Origin of the sequence: Devosia epidermidihirudinis, assembly GCF_000971295.1 — a bacterium.
GTDB classification, from domain to species: domain Bacteria; phylum Pseudomonadota; class Alphaproteobacteria; order Rhizobiales; family Devosiaceae; genus Devosia; species Devosia epidermidihirudinis.
In genome coordinates, this window is record NZ_LANJ01000044.1 from 210,646 (window position 1) to 228,555 (window position 17,910).

The 17,910-nt window shown below is 62.7% G+C and carries 15 protein-coding genes; 3 read left to right on the forward strand and 12 right to left on the reverse strand.

Features of this window, described 5'->3' with window-relative positions; genetic code table 11:
- Positions 1-24: 24 nt before the first annotated feature.
- From WH87_RS15440 to WH87_RS15495, 12 genes are all read right to left on the reverse strand, one after another.
- A complete protein-coding gene (locus tag WH87_RS15440) occupies positions 25-1,020 on the reverse strand; it encodes an ABC transporter permease (protein WP_052726651.1) in 996 nt (331 codons plus the stop codon).
- 79 nt (positions 1,021-1,099) lie between these two features.
- A complete protein-coding gene (locus tag WH87_RS15445) occupies positions 1,100-1,960 on the reverse strand; it encodes a cyclase family protein (RefSeq protein WP_197410827.1) in 861 nt (286 codons plus the stop codon).
- Positions 1,961-2,356: 396 nt separating this feature from the next.
- The gene (locus tag WH87_RS15450) at positions 2,357-3,328 is read right to left on the reverse strand and encodes an acetamidase/formamidase family protein (protein WP_046140695.1); all 972 of its coding nucleotides are present in this window, start codon (positions 3,326-3,328) and stop codon (positions 2,357-2,359) included.
- Between the two features lie 5 nt (positions 3,329-3,333).
- A complete protein-coding gene (locus WH87_RS15455) occupies positions 3,334-4,083 on the reverse strand; it encodes an alpha/beta fold hydrolase (RefSeq protein ID WP_082092736.1) in 750 nt (249 codons plus the stop codon).
- 2 nt (positions 4,084-4,085) lie between these two features.
- Entirely contained in the window at positions 4,086-4,841 is a 756-nt protein-coding gene (locus WH87_RS15460; protein ID WP_046140693.1) for a glutamine amidotransferase, read from the reverse strand.
- A gap of 23 nt (positions 4,842-4,864) precedes the next feature.
- Positions 4,865-5,803, reverse strand: a complete 939-nt coding sequence (locus WH87_RS15465) for a nucleoside hydrolase (protein WP_046140692.1) — start codon at positions 5,801-5,803, stop codon at positions 4,865-4,867.
- A gap of 3 nt (positions 5,804-5,806) precedes the next feature.
- Complete coding sequence (locus WH87_RS15470) at positions 5,807-6,715, reverse strand: ABC transporter permease (protein WP_046140691.1); 909 nt, start codon at positions 6,713-6,715, stop codon at positions 5,807-5,809.
- Positions 6,716-6,724: 9 nt separating this feature from the next.
- A complete protein-coding gene (locus WH87_RS15475; RefSeq protein WP_046140690.1) occupies positions 6,725-7,750 on the reverse strand; it encodes an ABC transporter permease in 1,026 nt (341 codons plus the stop codon).
- Between the two features lie 2 nt (positions 7,751-7,752).
- Positions 7,753-9,288 (reverse strand): ABC transporter ATP-binding protein, encoded by a 1,536-nt coding sequence (locus tag WH87_RS15480; RefSeq protein ID WP_046140689.1) that lies wholly within the window; start codon positions 9,286-9,288, stop codon positions 7,753-7,755.
- A gap of 152 nt (positions 9,289-9,440) precedes the next feature.
- Entirely contained in the window at positions 9,441-10,442 is a 1,002-nt protein-coding gene (locus tag WH87_RS15485; RefSeq protein WP_046140688.1) for a BMP family lipoprotein, read from the reverse strand.
- Positions 10,443-10,464: 22 nt separating this feature from the next.
- The gene (locus WH87_RS15490) at positions 10,465-11,469 is read right to left on the reverse strand and encodes a LacI family DNA-binding transcriptional regulator (RefSeq protein WP_156458253.1); all 1,005 of its coding nucleotides are present in this window, start codon (positions 11,467-11,469) and stop codon (positions 10,465-10,467) included.
- 255 nt (positions 11,470-11,724) lie between these two features.
- A complete protein-coding gene (locus WH87_RS15495; RefSeq protein WP_046140686.1) occupies positions 11,725-12,645 on the reverse strand; it encodes a LysR family transcriptional regulator in 921 nt (306 codons plus the stop codon).
- 183 nt (positions 12,646-12,828) lie between these two features.
- On the opposite strand from WH87_RS15495, the gene WH87_RS15500 reads away from it, so the two are divergent.
- The 3 genes from WH87_RS15500 (at position 12,829) to WH87_RS15510 (ending at position 17,810) form a co-directional block, all read left to right on the forward strand.
- A complete protein-coding gene (locus WH87_RS15500; protein ID WP_245622435.1) occupies positions 12,829-15,564 on the forward strand; it encodes an FAD-binding and (Fe-S)-binding domain-containing protein in 2,736 nt (911 codons plus the stop codon).
- A gap of 10 nt (positions 15,565-15,574) precedes the next feature.
- Positions 15,575-16,777 (forward strand): L-2-hydroxyglutarate oxidase, encoded by a 1,203-nt coding sequence (gene lhgO, locus WH87_RS15505; RefSeq protein WP_046140685.1) that lies wholly within the window; start codon positions 15,575-15,577, stop codon positions 16,775-16,777.
- 82 nt (positions 16,778-16,859) lie between these two features.
- Positions 16,860-17,810: an ornithine cyclodeaminase family protein gene (locus tag WH87_RS15510; RefSeq protein WP_046140684.1), complete on the forward strand. Its 951-nt coding sequence runs from the start codon at positions 16,860-16,862 to the stop codon at positions 17,808-17,810.
- Positions 17,811-17,910: the final 100 nt, after the last annotated feature.

Consider the following 17,910-nt stretch of genomic DNA (forward strand, 5'->3'; position numbering starts at 1 on the left):
TTTGCCCCGAACTTGTCGCGGCCCTTAATGGGCACGCCCTTCATTGCGCCTGGTCAGCCAGGTCAGGGTCATCGCGGCGATCAGCACGAGGCCGGACACGCCCTGCGTCCAGTTCGGCGACACGCCCCACAACACGATGAGATTTTGAATGATGCCGATGACGCAGAGGCCGAGCAGCACGCCGACGATCGAACCGCGACCTCCGCTGAGGCCCACGCCACCAATGATGGTCGCAGCCAGCGCACTCAGCTCATAACCGGTGCCGCCCGTGGGGCCAGCCGTGTTGAGATAGGCCACTGAGCAGACACCCGAAAGACCCGCAACGAGGCCGGAAAAGGCTAGCACCAGAACGCGGGTGCGCTCGACGCGGAACCCGATCAGCGTTGCGGCATGAGGATGGCTGCCGATGGCGAGCAGGCGATAGCCCGACGAGGTCCAGCGCAGCACAACTTCGGCAATCACGGCAACGACGAGGAACAGGATGGTGATGAACGAGATGGGCCCGATGCCGCCCTGACCAAACCAGTCAAAGAACTCGGGCAGCGCGGGCAGACCGCCGACCGGCGAGCCATTGGCCAGCGCCAGCGCAACGGCGCGATACACACCCAGCGTCGCCAGCGTGATCACCACCGCCGGCACCTTGATGGCCTGAGCCAGAATGCCGTTGATCAGCCCACAGATGAGGCCCGTCGCCAGACCACCGCCAATGGCGAGGACCAGCGGGAAGTCATTCTTGAGCATCAATGCGGTAACGACCGAGGCCAGGCCAAAGATCGAGCCGACCGAAATATCGATCTCCCCCGCCATCAGCACCAGGCCAACGCCAACGCACAAAAAGCCGAGGAACGTGATGTTTTGCAGCACGCTGGCGAGGTTGTTGACCGTCAGGAAATAGGGGCTGGTGAGGCTGCCAATGACCATGAACAGCACCACGGCAACCAGAATGCCCAGCTCATCAAAGCCCAGCCTCCGGCGCTGACGCGGCACCGCTCCCTCGGAGGCAGTCGTCACATTATCCATTGTCGGCATCCTGAATTTGAAGGCGGTTACTCTGGCTGCAAGGCCAGCCGGACTGGTGTTTGAAAGGCTGAAACGACGCCTAGACGATGAGGACGGGACGCAACCAGGAGCCGGTGGCCCCGGTCAGCTTGAGCGGCAGCGCCACAAACAGCCCCTCGGACACATTGGCCGCCGAGACCTCTTCGAGATTGACGTTCTCGATCAGATGCACACCCCGATCGACCAGCATGGCGACATGGGTGGTGGAGGCGGGATCGGGGAAGGGCAGCGGCTCGGTGCCGGTGGTATCGGTGCCCAGCACGGCCATACCCTGATCGTGCAGCCACAAGGCAGCGGCGCGGCCCACACCAGGCTCGGCTGCCTGGAAGGCCGCCTCGTCGCCGAAATCCTGAATCTTGCCGGTGCGGATCAGCACCACATCGCCCGCGCGAATGGTCTGACCGGTGCGAGCCAGTTCGGCCTCGAGATCGGCAATGGTGACCTCATAGAGGTCGGGCAGACGGCCAAGGCCCTTGAGCTTGGCAATATCGAGGATCACCGCGCGGCTGACGATGGGCAGCACGGTTTCCATGCCGTGGCGCGTCCAGCCTTGATCGGTGCGGGACTCTGCGGCCTTGTGGCCACCATAGATGCGGTCCTGATGCTGCACATGCACGAAGGCATCGATATGGGTGCCGATATGCTGCGCGCCAAAGGTAGACTCAACGGCAAACTGGAAGGGACCCGCAGCGCCAGTGCCCTCGGGCGTATGGGTGAAGGCCAGGGCAAAGCGCACGAAATCAGGATTGTGCGGAATGCCCGAATTGATCTCGAGCCCCAGATCGAAAACCTGCCCGCGCTTGGGAATGGCCAGCGCGCCCAGCACGGTTCCCTGATCGATCCGCGACAATGCGCCGATCTCCTGCTCGCTGCGCCCAGCTGGCGCCACACCATCACTCACGGCAAATCCTCCTGCTCCTCGTGGGCCCCGCGCGACAAGCTGCGGCACCCTGCGCCGGGGAATGGAGAGGATCGTGCGCGATATCATTTCGGCGTCACGACCACTGCCATTCGGCGCGTCAGTCAGACCAGAAACCAACTGGTCCAACCACCGATCCACTAGACCATTTTGATTTTGGCGTCAATTGCGACGAAGGATAAGTCGAGGCGTGGCGCGCGCGAAAAACCGCAGTCGCCACCCGCACTTACGTGGCAGCGGACTGGTCGAGATAAATTCGTGTATCGAGGAAAATTGCTGCAAAACCAGCGCGGCCAGGGCGCGAAAACCGCTGCAGGGGCCGGAAAATGGGTCGCACGCCGTGTCGGAACAGGGCGTGCGGCCGGGGCGTTGTTTGGGTCAGGCCTTCGACAGTTTTGCGTGCAGACCATCCATCACGGTGACGTCGCCCAGTGCCGATTTGGGCAGCATGGCTATGACGGTGAAGGATGGATTGACCAGATTGCCGATGCGCAACGTGCAGGACTGGCTGACTAGTTGATGGGCGTCAGCCAGGGCAAGCCCGGTGGCTTCGACAACCCAGCGGATGAGGCCATTGAGCGCGATGCGCGCCGCATCGTCGACCGGACGAGTTGCCCCGATGACGCCGATATGGCTGTCCGTCTCCAGCCGTGGCCAATCGAAGGCGGCATCGGCCGCGCAGCGATCCACCACCAGGGTCGTGTTGAATGCCCCCTCGATGGCCGTGCCCGAAATCTCGCCGTCACCCTGCGCGAAATGGCCATCGCCGATATAGAGATGGGCCCCATCGACATTGGCGCGCAGATACAGCGTGGCGCCCGGCCCCAGATCGGGAAGGTCTAGATTGCCGCCAAAGTCACCCGGCACGACGCAGAGCCGGACTTCGCCATTGGCCGGGGCAACCCCGAGCGTGCCGTGGAAGGGGCGGTAGGATGTCTTGAGCTCACCCCGCCCGTCGGTGGTGGGGGTTGTCAGAAACTGGCCGTCTTCGGTGAAGCGCCAGATCCAGACATGCTCATCCTGTTCGGGCTGCAGGTTCGGCGCCAGGCGCGTTCCCGACAGCACGCCGAAATTGGGCGAGATGGTCGCAACGCCCCAGTCCCGCGCGGGAACCAGGGATTTGAGATGAACGGCAACGACGTCCCCTGCCCGCACCCCATCAATGGCGAAGGGGCCGGTAAGCGGATTGACCCGCGGAAAGGGCGCAAGCTCGCGTGGCTTGCCATCCACGCTATCGAGCACGCCGCCAAAGCAGTCTTCGGTGAAGACGGTGAAAGGCTGGCCGCGCTCAACCGTGCGGTTGGGCTCATGGCCGCCCAGATGGAAAACGAAATCGTCGATGCCGTTCATCGGTGTCAGCGTCCCTTGCTCAGGTGTTCCACAATCTCAACGAAACGCGCGGTGGCGTCACGGTGAATGGAATGGCCGACGCCTGGAACGACGACGACAGCCTCTTCACCAGCCTCCTGGCGCAGGCGGGCAACGTCAGCATCCGGAACGAACCGGCTGTTCTCGGGCAGCACCCAGACCGTGGGCAGCATGGCGACAAAGCGGGCCGCATCGTCACGCAGATCCCATGGCGCATTGCCCGAAAATGCCGAACGGGCATCATCAAAACTGATCTGCTTGAGCGAGAGCAGCTTCCAGGCCGCATCCAGTTCCGACCAACCCGGATTGAGCGTGAGGATACCCTCAACGGTCAGCGGGATATTGGCTTCGTCCCAATCCAGCATGGCCTTGGGCGTTGCCTTGTCGGCAAAGTGTGACACGGGATCTTCGAGTAGCAGGGCGCGCGGGCGGAAGATGCCGCGCAGCACGCCCAGCTGGGCCAGCGTGCCGCCGAAGGAATGCCCAAGCAGGACATCGCATTCGGCTGGCAGCGATTCAGCCATGTCAGCCAGAAGGCTGTCAAAGCTGAAATCGCCATTGGCTCTTGTGCTCTCGCCATGGCCGCGCATGTCGGGAGCCAGCACCTGCCAGCCCTTTTCGGCCAGCGGGCGCGCCAGCTCGGTCATCGCGCCGCCATTGGCGGTGATACCATGCAGTGCAACCATCGTCTTGGATGCGCTGGGGTCTCCCCAGCGCATGACGTTGAGCCTTGCCACGCTTACTCTCCTGCGGACCAGCTGACCATCTGCTGCCACAGTGGGGCATAACCAGCCCAATCCACAAATGGCGGCGGAGCCCAGTGTGGGCCGCAATCGGATGCGAAGGCCACGGTGCGGCCCTTGCCGAAGGTGCCGGCAACGATCAGTGGGTCATTGCCAACGCTGGCGACCAACTGGCCTTCTGCGCGCGCGGCAAAGCGGTTGTAACCCAGAAGATCTGGCCAGGAGGTTTCAAGGCCGGCCACGATCGGGTGGCTTGCATCGTCAACGGTTGGCGTGATGCCCTGTGGGTATTCAGCGCGGTCGTCCACGGCCTGCATAGTGATCGGCAGGATCTGCTCGATAGCGGTGTCCTTGTAGCGCGCCTTGGCGTCAATGCCTTGGAACGTCAGGTAGCCACCAACCATGATGAAGCCGCCGCCCTGCTCGACATAGTCACGGATGACGTCGAGACGGTTTGGCAAAGCCTTGCCCTTGGTGAAGGTATCGGGGTGTAGCAGCAGAGTGTTGGCACCGATATCGCTGAGGATCACGCTGTCATACTGCGAGAGGCTTTCCACATCGAACGGGAACTCGCGCGCCGCAACGTGCGATGGCTGGAAGTCGACTTCCCAGCCGCCAGCAACCAGCGCATCGCGCAGCCAGCGCACGCCTTCATTGTATTCGGTGGTGGTGAAGGAATCGAAGCCCTTCTGGTGGATCGAGTGGACAGACCAGGATTCCCCGGCGATCAGAACACGGCGCTTCGTTGTCACGAGCGATACTCCTTATTGAAAACTTACGAATGGGCGAGGCGCGTGAGCGCATCAATGAAGGCCTGTTCGACGCGTGTTGCATCGAGGCCCAGCACCACATCGGCATTGGCCGGAAGGCCATTGCGCAGGGCGACATCGACGACCGAACGACCATAGGTGTGCTTGCCTGCCAGCTCGATATCGACGCGCGCCGGAACGGTGCGGGCAAGGCTTGGATCACCTGCAACCAGAGTTGCGATAGGGTCATTCAGAGGCATGAAAGCCGGGGAAAATACCCCCGGGCGGAAAGTGGTCACCAGCGAGCGCAACAGCTCGGCGGCAAACTGCCCGATCGGGCCGGAAATGGCCTCGGTGCGCGCGATGAGCTCGGGGCTGATGCCGACATCAGCCGAGCCATCGACCGGGATCAGCGTGATCGGCGCACCAGCGCCAAAAACAATCGAAGCCGCTTCGGGATCGCACAGGATGTTCCATTCGGCAGCGGCGGTCTTGTTGCCAAGGCCGAGCGAGCCACCCAGAATGACCACGCGGTCGATCTTGGCGGCAATATCGGGGGCACGGCGCAGGGCCAGCGCAAGGTTGGTAAGCGGCCCGGTCGTCACGACCGTGCTGACGGCTCCGGAGGACACCATATCGACGATCAGCTCAGCCGAATGGCGTGGATCGAGTTCGCGTGCAGGAAGTTCGGGGCGCTCGGGATCGAGCGCGGTGTCGAGATCAAGAATACCCGCGATCAGACGCTCGCGCACCAGCGGCAACATGGCGCCCTTGGCGACAGGAACGTCCGGACGATTGGCGGCAGCCAGGGTGATGGCGCCATTGCGCGCGGTGCGGTCACCGGCCAGATGGCCGGCGCCCGTGGTCACAGCCTTGAGTGCGATATTGGCGTGACCGGCAGCCACGAGAATGCCGAGAGCATCATCATTGCCGGGATCGCAATCAAGAAGGATAGGAAGTGTCATAGTCTATTCCGTAATCTTGGCAGGACGATTGCGCATGACGGTGCGCCAGCGTGCGAAGGTCAGCCCCAGCAGCGCCGCCGCATAGGGCAGCATGAGGATGAACTGGGATGGGATGTCGAAGGCCTGCAGGCGATCGCCGAGCGCGCCGAAAATGCCGAACAGGAAGGCCGCAGCAGCGGTCATCCACGGCTGACCACCGCCAAACAGGGTTGCGGCCAGACCGATAAAGCCACGTCCGGCGGTCATATCGGGCAAGAAGAACTGCAGCTTGTCCATCGCCAGCTGGACGCCGGCAAGACCCGACAGCAGGCCGCTGATGGTTACGGCCAGCGCCTTCATGCGATCGACGCGAATACCGGCGGAGCGAGCGGCATGCTCATCTTCACCCGCCGCGCGCAGATAGCTGCCCACGGGAGTACGATAGAGAAACACCCAGCACAGCGGCACGGCCAGCAGCGCCAGCAGCACGACAATGCTTTGTCCCTCGAACACCGGGCCGATGACCGGCAGGAAAGCCAGCGAGCCCGCAGGCACATGCCAGAGTTCGGGGAAGCTGATGGGGCGCAGGCCACCGGGGCTGTTGTAGAGGCGCTCAAGCATGAACAGCGTCGCGCCACCAGCCAGCAGGTTGATGCCAAGACCGGCCACGACGAAGTCGGCATTGAACTTGAGCGTCATGATCGAGAGCAGCTGCGAGGCCAGCACGGAAGCCAGCACGCCGGCAAAGAACGCCAACCAGATATTGCCCGTCGCGCCACCAACAGCGATGGCGGTAAAGGCGGCGACCAGCATCATGCCCTCAACAGCGACGTTGAGGATGTTGGCGCGCTGGGTGATCATCGCGGCCAGCGCCGCGAGCAGGAGCGGCGCGGTTTGCTCCAGCACCGAAGAAAGGAAGGACTCGAGTACCATTGTGGCCCCCTATGCTTTGCGTCGAGAGATGACGACGCGAGCGGTCATCAAGAGCACGAGCAGACCGGTCAGAAGATCGACCAGCGAACGCGGCACATCGGTGGAAATCTGCATATAGGCAGCGCCATTCAGCATCAGTGCATAGAACAGGGCCGTGAACAGCGCGCCGATCGGATGGATGCGGGCCAGCAGCGCGCAGGTGAGCGCGACAAGGCCGTAATCGGGCGAAAAATTCTGTTCGAACCGGTGACCAATGCCCAGCACATAGAGCGCCCCGGCCAGACCGGCACACCCACCAGCCACCAACATGGCGCCAATGACGCGGCGACCAGCGGCAATGCCGATGGCCTCGGCATAGCGCAGATTGGTGCCTGCGGCGCGCAGCTCTGCACCCCATTTGGTGCGGAACAGCACAACCCAGCTCACCACCGCCAGAACGACAGCCGCCAGAATGCCGCTCGACGCCTTGGGCACGCCCGGCAGCGATGGCAACCAGATCTCTTTCGGCACCAATTGGCTAACCGCACCATAGGCCGCCGTGTCACGAATGACCTGGTTGACCAGATAGGAGGTGAACAGCAGCACGATGGTGTTGAGCATCAGGGTGACGACGACCTCGTCAACGCCGAGCTTGACCTTGAGCACGCCGGGGATCCAGCCGAGGAACGCACCTGCGGCAATGCCGCCAATGATGACGATGGGAAACAGCAGAACCGGCGGCAGACCCGCCAGCGCCACACCCAGCATGGTGGTGGTGATGGCGCCTGCAAACAGCTGGCCCTCGCCACCGACATTGAACACGCCAGCGCGGAAGGCAAAGGTGATGCCGATGGCAATCAGCGCCAGCGGCATGGCCCGGTTGAGGAACAGGCCAAAATTGCTCCAGGAGTCAAAATTGGCGAGCAACAGATCACGATAGGCCAGAACCGGCTGATCGGTGATCATCATCACCAGCAGGAAACCCAGCAGCAGGGTCAGCGTGATAGCGCCGAGCGGTGCGCGGACGGCGCGCAGGAAATCGTTGAAAGCGGTCATGGTTATGCGGCCTCTTTGCCGGCGCCATTCATCAGGGCACCAACAGTGACTTCGTCGGCATCCGCACGATCCAGAATGGCCATGATGCGGCCCGAATAGATCACCGCGATGCGGTCAGAGAGTGCGAAGATTTCCGACAGTTCGGAGGAAATGAGCAGGACGCCCCGCCCGGCATTGGCCGAAGCCAAAATGCGGTCGTAGACGAATTCGGAAGCCCCGATATCGAGCCCGCGCGTGGGCTGGCTGACCAGCAGGAGGCGCGGTTCACGCTCGAGTTCGCGGGCAATCACCACCTTCTGCATATTGCCGCCCGACAAGGTGCCGATCGGCGTCTTGGGCTTGGCCCCGCGCACGTCGAATTCCTTGATCTTTTCGGCTGCAAACTCGGCAAGCCGCGCGCTGCTGACGAAACCACGGCGCAGGATATTGGCGCGCTCGTAATTGGTCGCCGCGACGTTTTCTGCAACGCTCATGGTCTTGCTGATGCCGCGATCGAGGCGATCTTCGGGCACAAAACCCAGACCAAGCGCCTGCCGTTCTGCGACGGTCATGTCAGAGATATCGGCGCCGTCAAACCAGATATTGCCGGCCTGCATGGTGCTGAGCCCGGCGATCACTTCAGCCAGTTCGGTCTGGCCGTTGCCATCGACACCGGCAATGCCGAGCACTTCGCCGGCGCGCACTTCCAGCGAGACGGCATCGAGCAGACGGCGACCGGCCGCATTGGTGCGGGTGACGCCATTGAGCTTGAGCACGGCGTCGCCGAAGCTGCGCTCGACATCGCCCTTGCGGCCGACGAGGAACACATCGCGCCCCACCATATCGCGGGCAATGTCAGCTTCGCTCACATCGGCAGTATTGTGGATCGACACGCTCTCGCCATGACGGATGACGGTCACCCGGTCGGACACGGCTTTCACCTCGCGCAGCTTGTGCGTGATGAACAGCACGGTGCGGCCGCGCTCGCGCAGCGTGGCGATAATTTTGAGCAGTTCTTCCACCTCGGGAGGTGTCAGAACTGCTGTCGGCTCATCAAGGATCAGCAATTCCGCGTCAAAGGCGAGGGCCTTCAGGATTTCGACGCGCTGGCGTTGACCAACCGACAAACTGGAAATAGCGGCCTGGGGATCGAGCCCGAAATTGTAGGCCTCGATCAGCGCGCGGGCCCGATCCACCATCGCCTGGCGATCGGAAAACAGGCCGAACTTCTTGGGATGACGCCCAAGGAACAGGTTCTCGGCCACACTCATCGATGGCACGAGGGTAAAATGCTGATGCACCATGCCGATGCCCAGACGACTGGCGGCGATGGGATCGGAAATCTGCACCTGCTGGCCGTTGAAGCGGATCTGACCGCCGCTCGGCTTGTGAATACCCACCAGAATATTCATCAGCGTGGATTTGCCCGCGCCGTTCTCGCCGCAGATCACATGGACTTCGCCCCGGCGCACGGCCAGGTCGATGGACTTGAGGGCAACCTTGTCGCCAAACGTCTTGGCGATGCCGCTCAATTCAAGAATATTCTGAGGATCGGTCATTCAACCCCTCCAGCAATGGCTGCGTGCCACCCCGGCGACAGCGTGCAGGGAAAATCAACGGGACATCAGGCACCGCAATCATGCGCGGCCTGCACATTGCGCGAACGGGCGAAGAGGGAGGGTCTCCGCCCGCTCACAACAGAAGTGGTCGCTTAGAGAGCGGTTACCACTTCAACTTCGCCGCTGATGACCTTTGCCTTTTCGGCATCGATCCGGGCCTTGACCGCGTTGGAAACCAGCGCGTCGTTGTAGAGGAGGGCCACGCCGTCATTGGCCAGGCCGTAGACCTTGAGCGTGCCGAACTCTGCCGTGCCTGCCTTGATCTGGTTGATCGAGTCATAGACCGAGTTACCGATCTGCTTGAGCATGGAAGCCAGCACGTAGTCTGGGTGCAGCGCGTTCTGGTCGGAGTCCACGCCAATGGCGTACTTCTTGGAGTCGGCAGCGCCCTTGAGGATGCCCAGACCTGCAGGACCGGCCACGTTGTAGACGACGTTGGCGCCGTTCTCGATGGCGGTCTTGGTCAGATCATAGGCCTTGGGGGCATCGTTGAAGTTGCCGATGAAGATCACCTGGATTTCGACCTCGGGCACGACGCTGGCTGCGCCCTGCTTGAAGCCGCCGATGAAGTCCTGAATGATCGGCAGGTCCATGCCTGCGACGATGGCCAGCTTTGGCGCGCCCGAAGACAGGGGGAAGGACTCGGTGTCGGTGGCAGCAATGGCCGCCAGAACGCCAGCGAGATAGGAGCCTTCGTTCTGCGCATACTTGACCGAGAGCACATTTGGCTCAGCCAGCTCGTCGTCAAAGAAGACATACTTCTGGTCTGGGTTCTGCGGCGCAACGGCAGCCAGGTTGTCGTGCATGTTGGGGCCGGTGAAGACCACGCTCCAATCACCCGAATTGGATACGGCTTCCAGGTTCTGGCGCCACAGCTGCGGATCGGTTGGCGATGCCTGCAGCATGCGGACGCGGACGCCCTCTTCGGCTGCGCGGTTGAAACCGGTCGCGGCGTTGTCGTTAAAGCCCATGTCGCCGAGGTTATCGCTCATGACGTAGACGGCGCTGAAATCGCTGTCCTGCGCCATCACGGCGCCGGCCATCAGACCGGTCAGGGCGACCGAGACGGTCAATGCCTTGGTAAACGTGTTCATTATGGTTCTCCTTCCACTTGCTTCACTGCGCCTTCGGCGGACAGACCGACTGCCGCTCGATCAGGGTCACGGGCAGACGGGTGACCGCCGGAGGCGTTTCCTTGTTGATGATTGCCAGCAGCGTAGCCAAACCGGCTCGCCCCAGATCCGCCGTAGGCTGGCGAACAGTGGTCAGAGCGGGCGCCAGAAGATCGGCAAACATCATGTCGTCGAAGCCGACGAGCGACAGCTCGCTCGGCAATTGCAGGCCGGCTTCGCGCGCGGCCTGAAGCACACCGACAGCGATGAAATCACTGCCAGCGAAAACTGCGGTGGGGCGTTCGGGCTGGGCGAGAAGCTCGTTCATCGCCAGCTTGCCGAATTCGCGGGAATAGCTGCCCTGACGGAGCAGAGCCGGATCGGCCACCAGACCGGCCTCGCGCATGGCATCCCAATATCCGTCACGCCGCTCGACGGCGCTGAACAGGTTTTCGGGGCCACCGATATGGGCAATGCGCGTGTGACCGGCATCCAGCAGGCATTTGGTCGCCAGGTAGCCGCCGCGACGGTTCTCCACGAACACCTTGGGCACGGTGACGCCGGGGACGTCTTCGTCGATCAGTACGATCGCATCATGCTGATTGATGTTCTGCGCCAGCGTGCCGTCGTCGGGACCGTTGGTCATGACGATCAGGCCATCCACATGCCGATCATCGAGGCGCTGCAACAAGGCGACTTCGCGCTTGTGGTGCCCACCCGTGCTGTTCATAAAAACGGTATAGCCTTGCCGTTCCGCTTCATCCTCGATAGCGGCGGCCAGCTCGGCAAAGAACGGATTGCCGATATCGGGTGTGAGCAGACCAACCGCTTCTGAACGGCCAAGGCTGAGGCGCTTGGCCAGGACATTGGGACGGTAGTTGAGCTGCTTGATGGCGGCATTGATCCGCCCGGCGGTTTCGTCCGGCAGATCAAGTCGGTGATTCAGGTAGCGCGAAACTGTGGTCGCGGAAACGCGCGCCACCGCTGCTACATCCTGAATAGTCGCCATCCCTATACCTCCTGGCTTTAGCATAGGCACGCACAACCGGTTTAGTAAAGCGGTTTCGTAATTCGGTTTACAAGAGTGAATTGCGTCGGCGCGACTGACCTTAACGTGATGTTTTTATGTGGTTTTTTGTGACCGTTGGGCTGTGGGTATCCAGACCGTCTGGTACTGAGCAAATGTCCTGGCAATACTCGCCGAGCGCAAAAACGAGATCGCCTCTGCGCCCGAAAATCCTGATTCAGCCAAGGGCAAAACGCGTCAGTCGCGCAGCGTTTGCAGACACGCCTTGATATGGCCGATCAGCGCCGCGACGGCCGGACTTGTGCTGGCATGAGCCCGGCTGACAATGCACAACTGCCGCTCCAGGGAGAGATCGGCCAACGCGACCAGGGCAATGTTGGGTGACCGCAACACGGAGGCGGCAAGCCGGGGCATGAGCGACAGCCCCATCCCCTCCGAGATCATGATCAGGAGCGAGATCGTGCTGTGGGCGCGCATCTGGCTATGGCGCAGGCGCTCGGGCAGAACGCCGGGTCGCCCGATCAGCTTGCCGGTGCCCGTGCTGTCATCGAGCAGCATCATGTCGCCTTCGGGAATGTCGGCAAGCAGGACGCTTTCCCGCGACGCCAGGGGATGGTCCTTGTGACAGACCAGCACGAAGGGATCATTGAGCAGGGGTTCGTAGGTCAGCTCATCGGTATCGTGCCAGCGCTCGGCCAGGGCAAAATCCACTACCCGGTCCAGAACCATCGTTCCCAGCCGTTCGGCAATGTCGTCGAACACAGTGACATCAATGCCCTTATGCTGGGCGGCCAGATTGCGAATGGCCGGCGAGAGGGGAAACCCGACCATGGAGGGCGCGGCGCCCACCCGGATGGACCCACTTTCAAGTCCCCCGAGGCGGCGCAGGTCCAGCATGGCCAGATCGAAATCGGCCACGATGCGCCGCGCCCGCACGATAAGCTCGTCACCGGCAGGCGTCAGGGTCACGGGCCGTGCGCTGCGGTCAAACAATTGCACGCCGCTCTCGGCCTCGAGCTGACGAATGGTTTCGGTCAGCGCCGATGGCACGACATGGAGGTGCTCGGCGGCGCGTGCGAACGAGCGCATATCGGCCACAGCAAGGGCCGCCTTGAAGTGGCGCAGGCCTATGTTCGTTTTTGACGAATAACCATTCATAACATTCAACTTCTACGAAGTTATGCGCCGTGGTTCAATTGCATCATGTCGACCGCCCTCAACCTTTCCCGCCCTCTGCCCGCCGCGTCTGACGCAAAGGGCTCTTTTGCTGCCCTCCGGGCGGCTGTGTTGCAGCGCGGGTTTAGGGGGGACATCAGCCTTGACCGCGCCGCGCGCGCAGCCATGTCCACCGATAATAGCGTTTACGAGCTGACGCCGGACCTCGCGGTAGCGCCGCGCGACGAGGCCGATGTGATCATGCTGCTCACCGTCATGGCGGAGCCCGAATTTGCCCACCTGCCCATCACCCCCCGTGGTGGCGGCACCGGCACTAATGGGCAGAGCCTTAATCGCGGCGTGATCCTCAATTTCCAGCGCTTCATGACAAGGGTGCTGGAGGTCAACGTTGCCGAGGGCTGGGCCGATGTGGAGCCAGGCGTCGTGCTCGACGAACTGAATAGCGTCCTCGCGCCCGAGGGCCTGTTCTTTGCGCCCAATACCTCAACCGCGAGCCGCTGCACCATTGGCGGCATGGTGGGCACCGACGCGTCGGGCAAGGGTTCGCGCATTTATGGCAAGACAGGCGACAACATTGTCGGCCTCAATATCGTCCTCGACGGCGGCCGCCATCTGTCGAGCCTCGCGCCGGCGCCCGATTGGGCCGAGCCGCTGCTCGCCGACCTCGCCGCTGCCTGTGACGCTGGACGCGATGCTCTGATCGCCAATACGCCGCGCATCAACCGACGCTTTACCGGCTATGATCTGGAGCGCGCGCGCCCCAATGCGCAGACCCTTGACTGGTGGCGACTGTTTTTGGGCGCAGAGGGGACACTGGGCATTGTCACCCGCATCCGGGTCAAGCTGATGCCTGTGCCGCAGCACAAGCGCCTGGTCGTTGTGGCCTTTGAGAGCTTTGACCACGCGCTGCTGTCAGGCGCGCCGGCCCTGACACATGATCCACTGGCCATCGAAATCATGGATGGCTGGGTGGGCCGACTGGCGCGCGAGGCCGGACTAACCGACGCACTGCCCCAGGATGTGCGCGGCGGCGAAGGCCAGAACCTCTCGCATATCTTCGTCGAATTCGTTGGTGATGACGCGGCGGACGTCGACGCGCGCGCCACGGCCTTCGGCAGTTTCGCCCGCCAACTCCCCGGCGCCACCGGCACCTATACCGCGCTTGACCCCGACGAGCAGAAGCGGCTTTGGGGCATTCGGGCGGCAGCGGTTGGACTGCTCAGCAAACGCGACGGGCGGCGCCGCCCCATCGCCTTTATCGAGGACAGTGTGGTCCCGGTCGAAAACCTTGTGCCCTTCGTTGCCGGGTTCGACGCGCTGATGCGCCAGCATGGGCTGACTTATGGCATTTACGGCCATATCGACGTCGGATGCCTGCATGTTCGGCCAGCGCTCGATCTCGACGCCGAAGCTGATCAGGCGATGTTCTCAGCCATTTCCGACGCCGTCTATGCCCTGTGCAACACCCATGGCGGCATCTTTTGGGGCGAGCACGGCAAGGGCATCCGCGGCGCTTATCTGCCCGATTTCGTCGGGCCAGAAGCCTATGCCGCCCTGCAATCGGTCAAGCGCGCGTTTGACCCGGCAGAGCGCTTCAACCCGGGCAAGCTCGTTGTGCTGCAGCAGCCACGCCTGGGCATTGCCGACCTGCCGTTCCGCCGCGGCAATGCGCCGGGTGACCTGTTCGAAAAGAGCTTTCACTGCAATGGCAACGGCGCCTGCCTGTCCTTTTCGCGGGCCACCCCGATGTGCCCGTCCTATCAGGCCACCCGCGACAACAGGCAATCGCCTAAGGGGCGCGCCGACGCCATCCGCCAGTGGCGGCAGGGCCAGATCGACGGGATCGCCGATCTTGCCGCCTTTGAAGAAGACGTGTTCGACACACTCAGCACTTGCCTCAGCTGCAATGCCTGTGCCGGGCGCTGCCCGGTTCAGGTCAGCATTCCGGCGATGAAGTCATCCTTTCTCGAGCACTATTACAAGTCCCGACCCCGCCCCCTGCGCGACCACTTAGTGACGACGCTGGAGGCGGCGGCCAATCTGGTCGACAGAACCCGGCCGCTGGCGCGGCTCGGCATGGCGCTGGTGGGCAAGTGGGGCGCGGCAGCGATCGGCATGCTGGATGCGCCGGCCATTTCTCGGCGCGGCCTCTATCACCTCGGCCATCCCGTGGCCCATTGGCGCAGCTTCGACAAGGCCATTGCCGGCAGCAGCGATGTGGCGGTGCTCGCCGATCCGTTCACCACCATGTTTGACACCGAAGCCATTGCCGACATCTGCAATGGCCTTGCCGCGCTTGGCTATCATCCCGTAATCGTCACGCTCCCTGCCGGAGCCAAATCGAGCCATGTGCTCGGGCTTGTGGCCCGCTATCAAAGCCGCGCCCGCCAGCAGATTGCAGCTCTGCACAAGATCAGCCAGAGCGGGTTGCCGCTCGTTGCCGCCGATCCGGCCATGGCCATGCTGGCGCGGCAGGAGTACCGCCATCTCGACGCAACGACGCCGCATCTCGCGCTAGTGCAGCACTTCCTCGCCGCCCGGATGGCGGCAGGCGATCGCTGGCCGCGCGCCGCGGAAGTGGCCAGTCGCAAGCTCATGGGCCATTGCACCGAAATGGCCGCCGCCCCAACCGCCCTCAAAAGCTGGCAACAGGTGTTTGCCGCCCTGAACATCCCCGTGCAGCCGGTTGAAACCGGTTGCTGCGGCATGGCGGGCCTATTTGGCCACGACATCAACAATCAGGAAATGTCGCGTAATCTCTTCAACGCCAGCTGGGCCAAGCCGGTCAGCGGCGAACCGGAAATCCTCGCGACCGGCTTTTCGTGCCGCTGTCAGGTGGAACGCCTGACCAAGACAAAGGCCCGCCATCCCATGGCTCTCATCGCCGACGCGCTCGGCTAGGCAGGACAACATGCTCTACGATTATTGCATCATTGGCGGCGGCATTCTGGGGCTGGCGACGGCACGCGACATTTTGCGGCGAACCCCGGACGCCAGCGTTATCCTCATCGAAAAGGAAACCATGCTGGCCTGTCACCAAACAGGGCACAATAGTGGCGTCATCCATGCCGGGGTCTATTACAAACCCGGCAGCCTCAAGGCCCGCCTCTGCAAGGCCGGGGCCGAGGCGACGCGCCAGTATTGCACCGAGCACGGCATCGCCTTTGAAACCCGCGGCAAGCTCATCGTGGCAACCGACGCCATGGAACTGGCGCGCATGGACAAGCTGGCACAAACCGCCACCGAGAACGGCATCGCCTTCACAACACTGTCTGAAGCGGCATTGCGCGAACGCGAACCCAACATCAGCGGACTTGGCGCCCTGTTCGTCAGGGATAGCGGCATCGTCGACTATCGGCAGATCTGCGTGGCCATGGGGACAGAGATCGAGAAGGCCGGGGGCACCATTCTGCTCGGCCACGCCGTCACGCAATTGCGCGAGACCGCCGACCGCGTCGACATCGTGGCAGGCCAGACCCGCATCACCGCTCGCTATGTCATCGCCTGCGCCGGCCTGCAGTCGGATCGCCTGGCGCGTCAGGCCGGGCTCGATATCGATCACCAGATCATCCCGTTCCGCGGCGAGTACTACGATGTCAGCCCCGAAAAACGGGACATCGTGCATCACATGATCTATCCCGTACCCGACCCGGCCCTGCCTTTCCTCGGCATTCACCTGACACCGACGATCCACGGCGAACTCACACTGGGCCCCAACGCTGTCCTTGGCCTTGCACGCGAGGGCTATCCCAAACGCTCCTTTGATTTCGACGACGCCTTGGCGCTGGCAACGTTCCCCGGCTTCTGGAACGTGGCCAAAAACCAGTGGCGGTCCGGGCTGGATGAATTTGCCAATTCGATCTTCAAGCGCCGCTATCTCAAGGCCTGTCAGAAATACTGCCCCGGCCTCGAGCTGAGCGATCTGGTGGAGCGCCCCGCCGGCATAAGGGCCCAGGCCGTCGCACGCGATGGCACCATGGCGCAGGATTTCCTGTTCAACCAATCTCCGCGCACGCTCCACGTCGGCAACGCGCCATCTCCCGCCGCGACTTCCGCCATTCCCATCGCTGAAATGATCGTCTCCAAGGCCCTGGAGAGCATGGCGGCGCGGTAAGCCGAGCATGCCCATCGTCGATCCCTTGGCGACAAACGCTGCCAAAGACCCTATTTAGGGAGGCAGGAATACGGGGGAGACGATGCAGGTTCTGACCTATGCGGCGTGCGCGCCTGCACTGAGCTGGCCGGGCGCGATCGAAGCATTGCGCGCGGGCCACAGACTGCCGCGCCCCCAACAGGGAGACGTGCTTCTGGGGACGGCAAACGCCAGTATCGTCAGCCGCACCGCGCATATCGAGGGGCTGGGCTTCGCGATCAAAGGCGAAACTATTTTTCCCGCAAACACCCAGAACAACCTGCCATCGATCCAGGGTGCCGTGCTGCTGTACGCTCCCGACAATGGCGCACTGCGGGCTGTCATCGAGAGCCGACTGATCACCCAATTCAAGACCGCCGCTGACTCCGTGTTAGGCGCACGGTGCCTGGCGAGGCCGGACAGTCGTCACCTACTTATTGTCGGCGCCGGCATGGTCGCCGCGACATTGGTGCAGGCCTATTCGGCCGGCTTCCCCAGCATAGAGCGGATTTCAATCTGGTCCCGGCGCCCGGAACAAGCGCAGGCGCTCGTCGCTGGGCTTGGCGCCCTCGGCCCCATAGTGACGGCCGTTACAGACCTGCCGGGCGCCGTCGCAGACGCCGATATCGTCTCGAGCGCCACCATGTCGACTACACCGCTGATCTACGGACAATGGGTGCGTCCGGGCACACATATCGACCTCATCGGCGCATATACGCCGGAAATGCGGGAGGCCGACGATGCGCTGATCGCCAAGTCCCTGGTCTACGTCGACTACCGCGACACGACGATTGATCGGATTGGCGAGTTGATGGCGCCACTTGCGAGCGGGGCGATCAAACGGGATCACATACGGGGCGATCTCTATGATCTCGTTGGCGCTGCGGGAAGCAGTCGGCACTCTGAAGCCCAGGTCACGTTGTTCAAGAATGGCGGCGGCGCGCATCTTGATCTGATGATTGCAGCCTACGTTTCGGGTTGTTTTGGCCTTGAGTTGCGGCATGAGCATGTCTGAATGCTCATTGAGGTCAACCCCGCACTGCAATCTCGGTTCCGCTTCCCCTCACTCCTTGCCCTGGAACGCAAAAACCCCCGGTCCTTTCGGACTGGGGGTT

What these genes read in the sequence shown, in the direction of transcription:
- WH87_RS15440 (WP_052726651.1), bottom strand. Translation starts at nt 1,020, where the DNA reads ATGGATAATGTGACGACTGCCTCCGAGGGAGCGGTGCCGCGTCAGCGC.
- WH87_RS15450 (WP_046140695.1), bottom strand. Translation starts at nt 3,328, where the DNA reads ATGAACGGCATCGACGATTTCGTTTTCCATCTGGGCGGCCATGAGCCC.
- WH87_RS15465 (WP_046140692.1), bottom strand. Translation starts at nt 5,803, where the DNA reads ATGACACTTCCTATCCTTCTTGATTGCGATCCCGGCAATGATGATGCT.
- WH87_RS15470 (WP_046140691.1), bottom strand. Translation starts at nt 6,715, where the DNA reads ATGGTACTCGAGTCCTTCCTTTCTTCGGTGCTGGAGCAAACCGCGCCG.
- WH87_RS15475 (WP_046140690.1), bottom strand. Translation starts at nt 7,750, where the DNA reads ATGACCGCTTTCAACGATTTCCTGCGCGCCGTCCGCGCACCGCTCGGC.
- WH87_RS15480 (WP_046140689.1), bottom strand. Translation starts at nt 9,288, where the DNA reads ATGACCGATCCTCAGAATATTCTTGAATTGAGCGGCATCGCCAAGACG.
- WH87_RS15485 (WP_046140688.1), bottom strand. Translation starts at nt 10,442, where the DNA reads ATGAACACGTTTACCAAGGCATTGACCGTCTCGGTCGCCCTGACCGGT.
- WH87_RS15490 (WP_156458253.1), bottom strand. Translation starts at nt 11,469, where the DNA reads ATGGCGACTATTCAGGATGTAGCAGCGGTGGCGCGCGTTTCCGCGACC.
- WH87_RS15495 (WP_046140686.1), bottom strand. Translation starts at nt 12,645, where the DNA reads ATGAATGGTTATTCGTCAAAAACGAACATAGGCCTGCGCCACTTCAAG.
- WH87_RS15500 (WP_245622435.1), top strand. Translation starts at nt 12,829, where the DNA reads ATGTCCACCGATAATAGCGTTTACGAGCTGACGCCGGACCTCGCGGTA.
- lhgO (WP_046140685.1), top strand. Translation starts at nt 15,575, where the DNA reads ATGCTCTACGATTATTGCATCATTGGCGGCGGCATTCTGGGGCTGGCG.
- WH87_RS15510 (WP_046140684.1), top strand. Translation starts at nt 16,860, where the DNA reads ATGCAGGTTCTGACCTATGCGGCGTGCGCGCCTGCACTGAGCTGGCCG.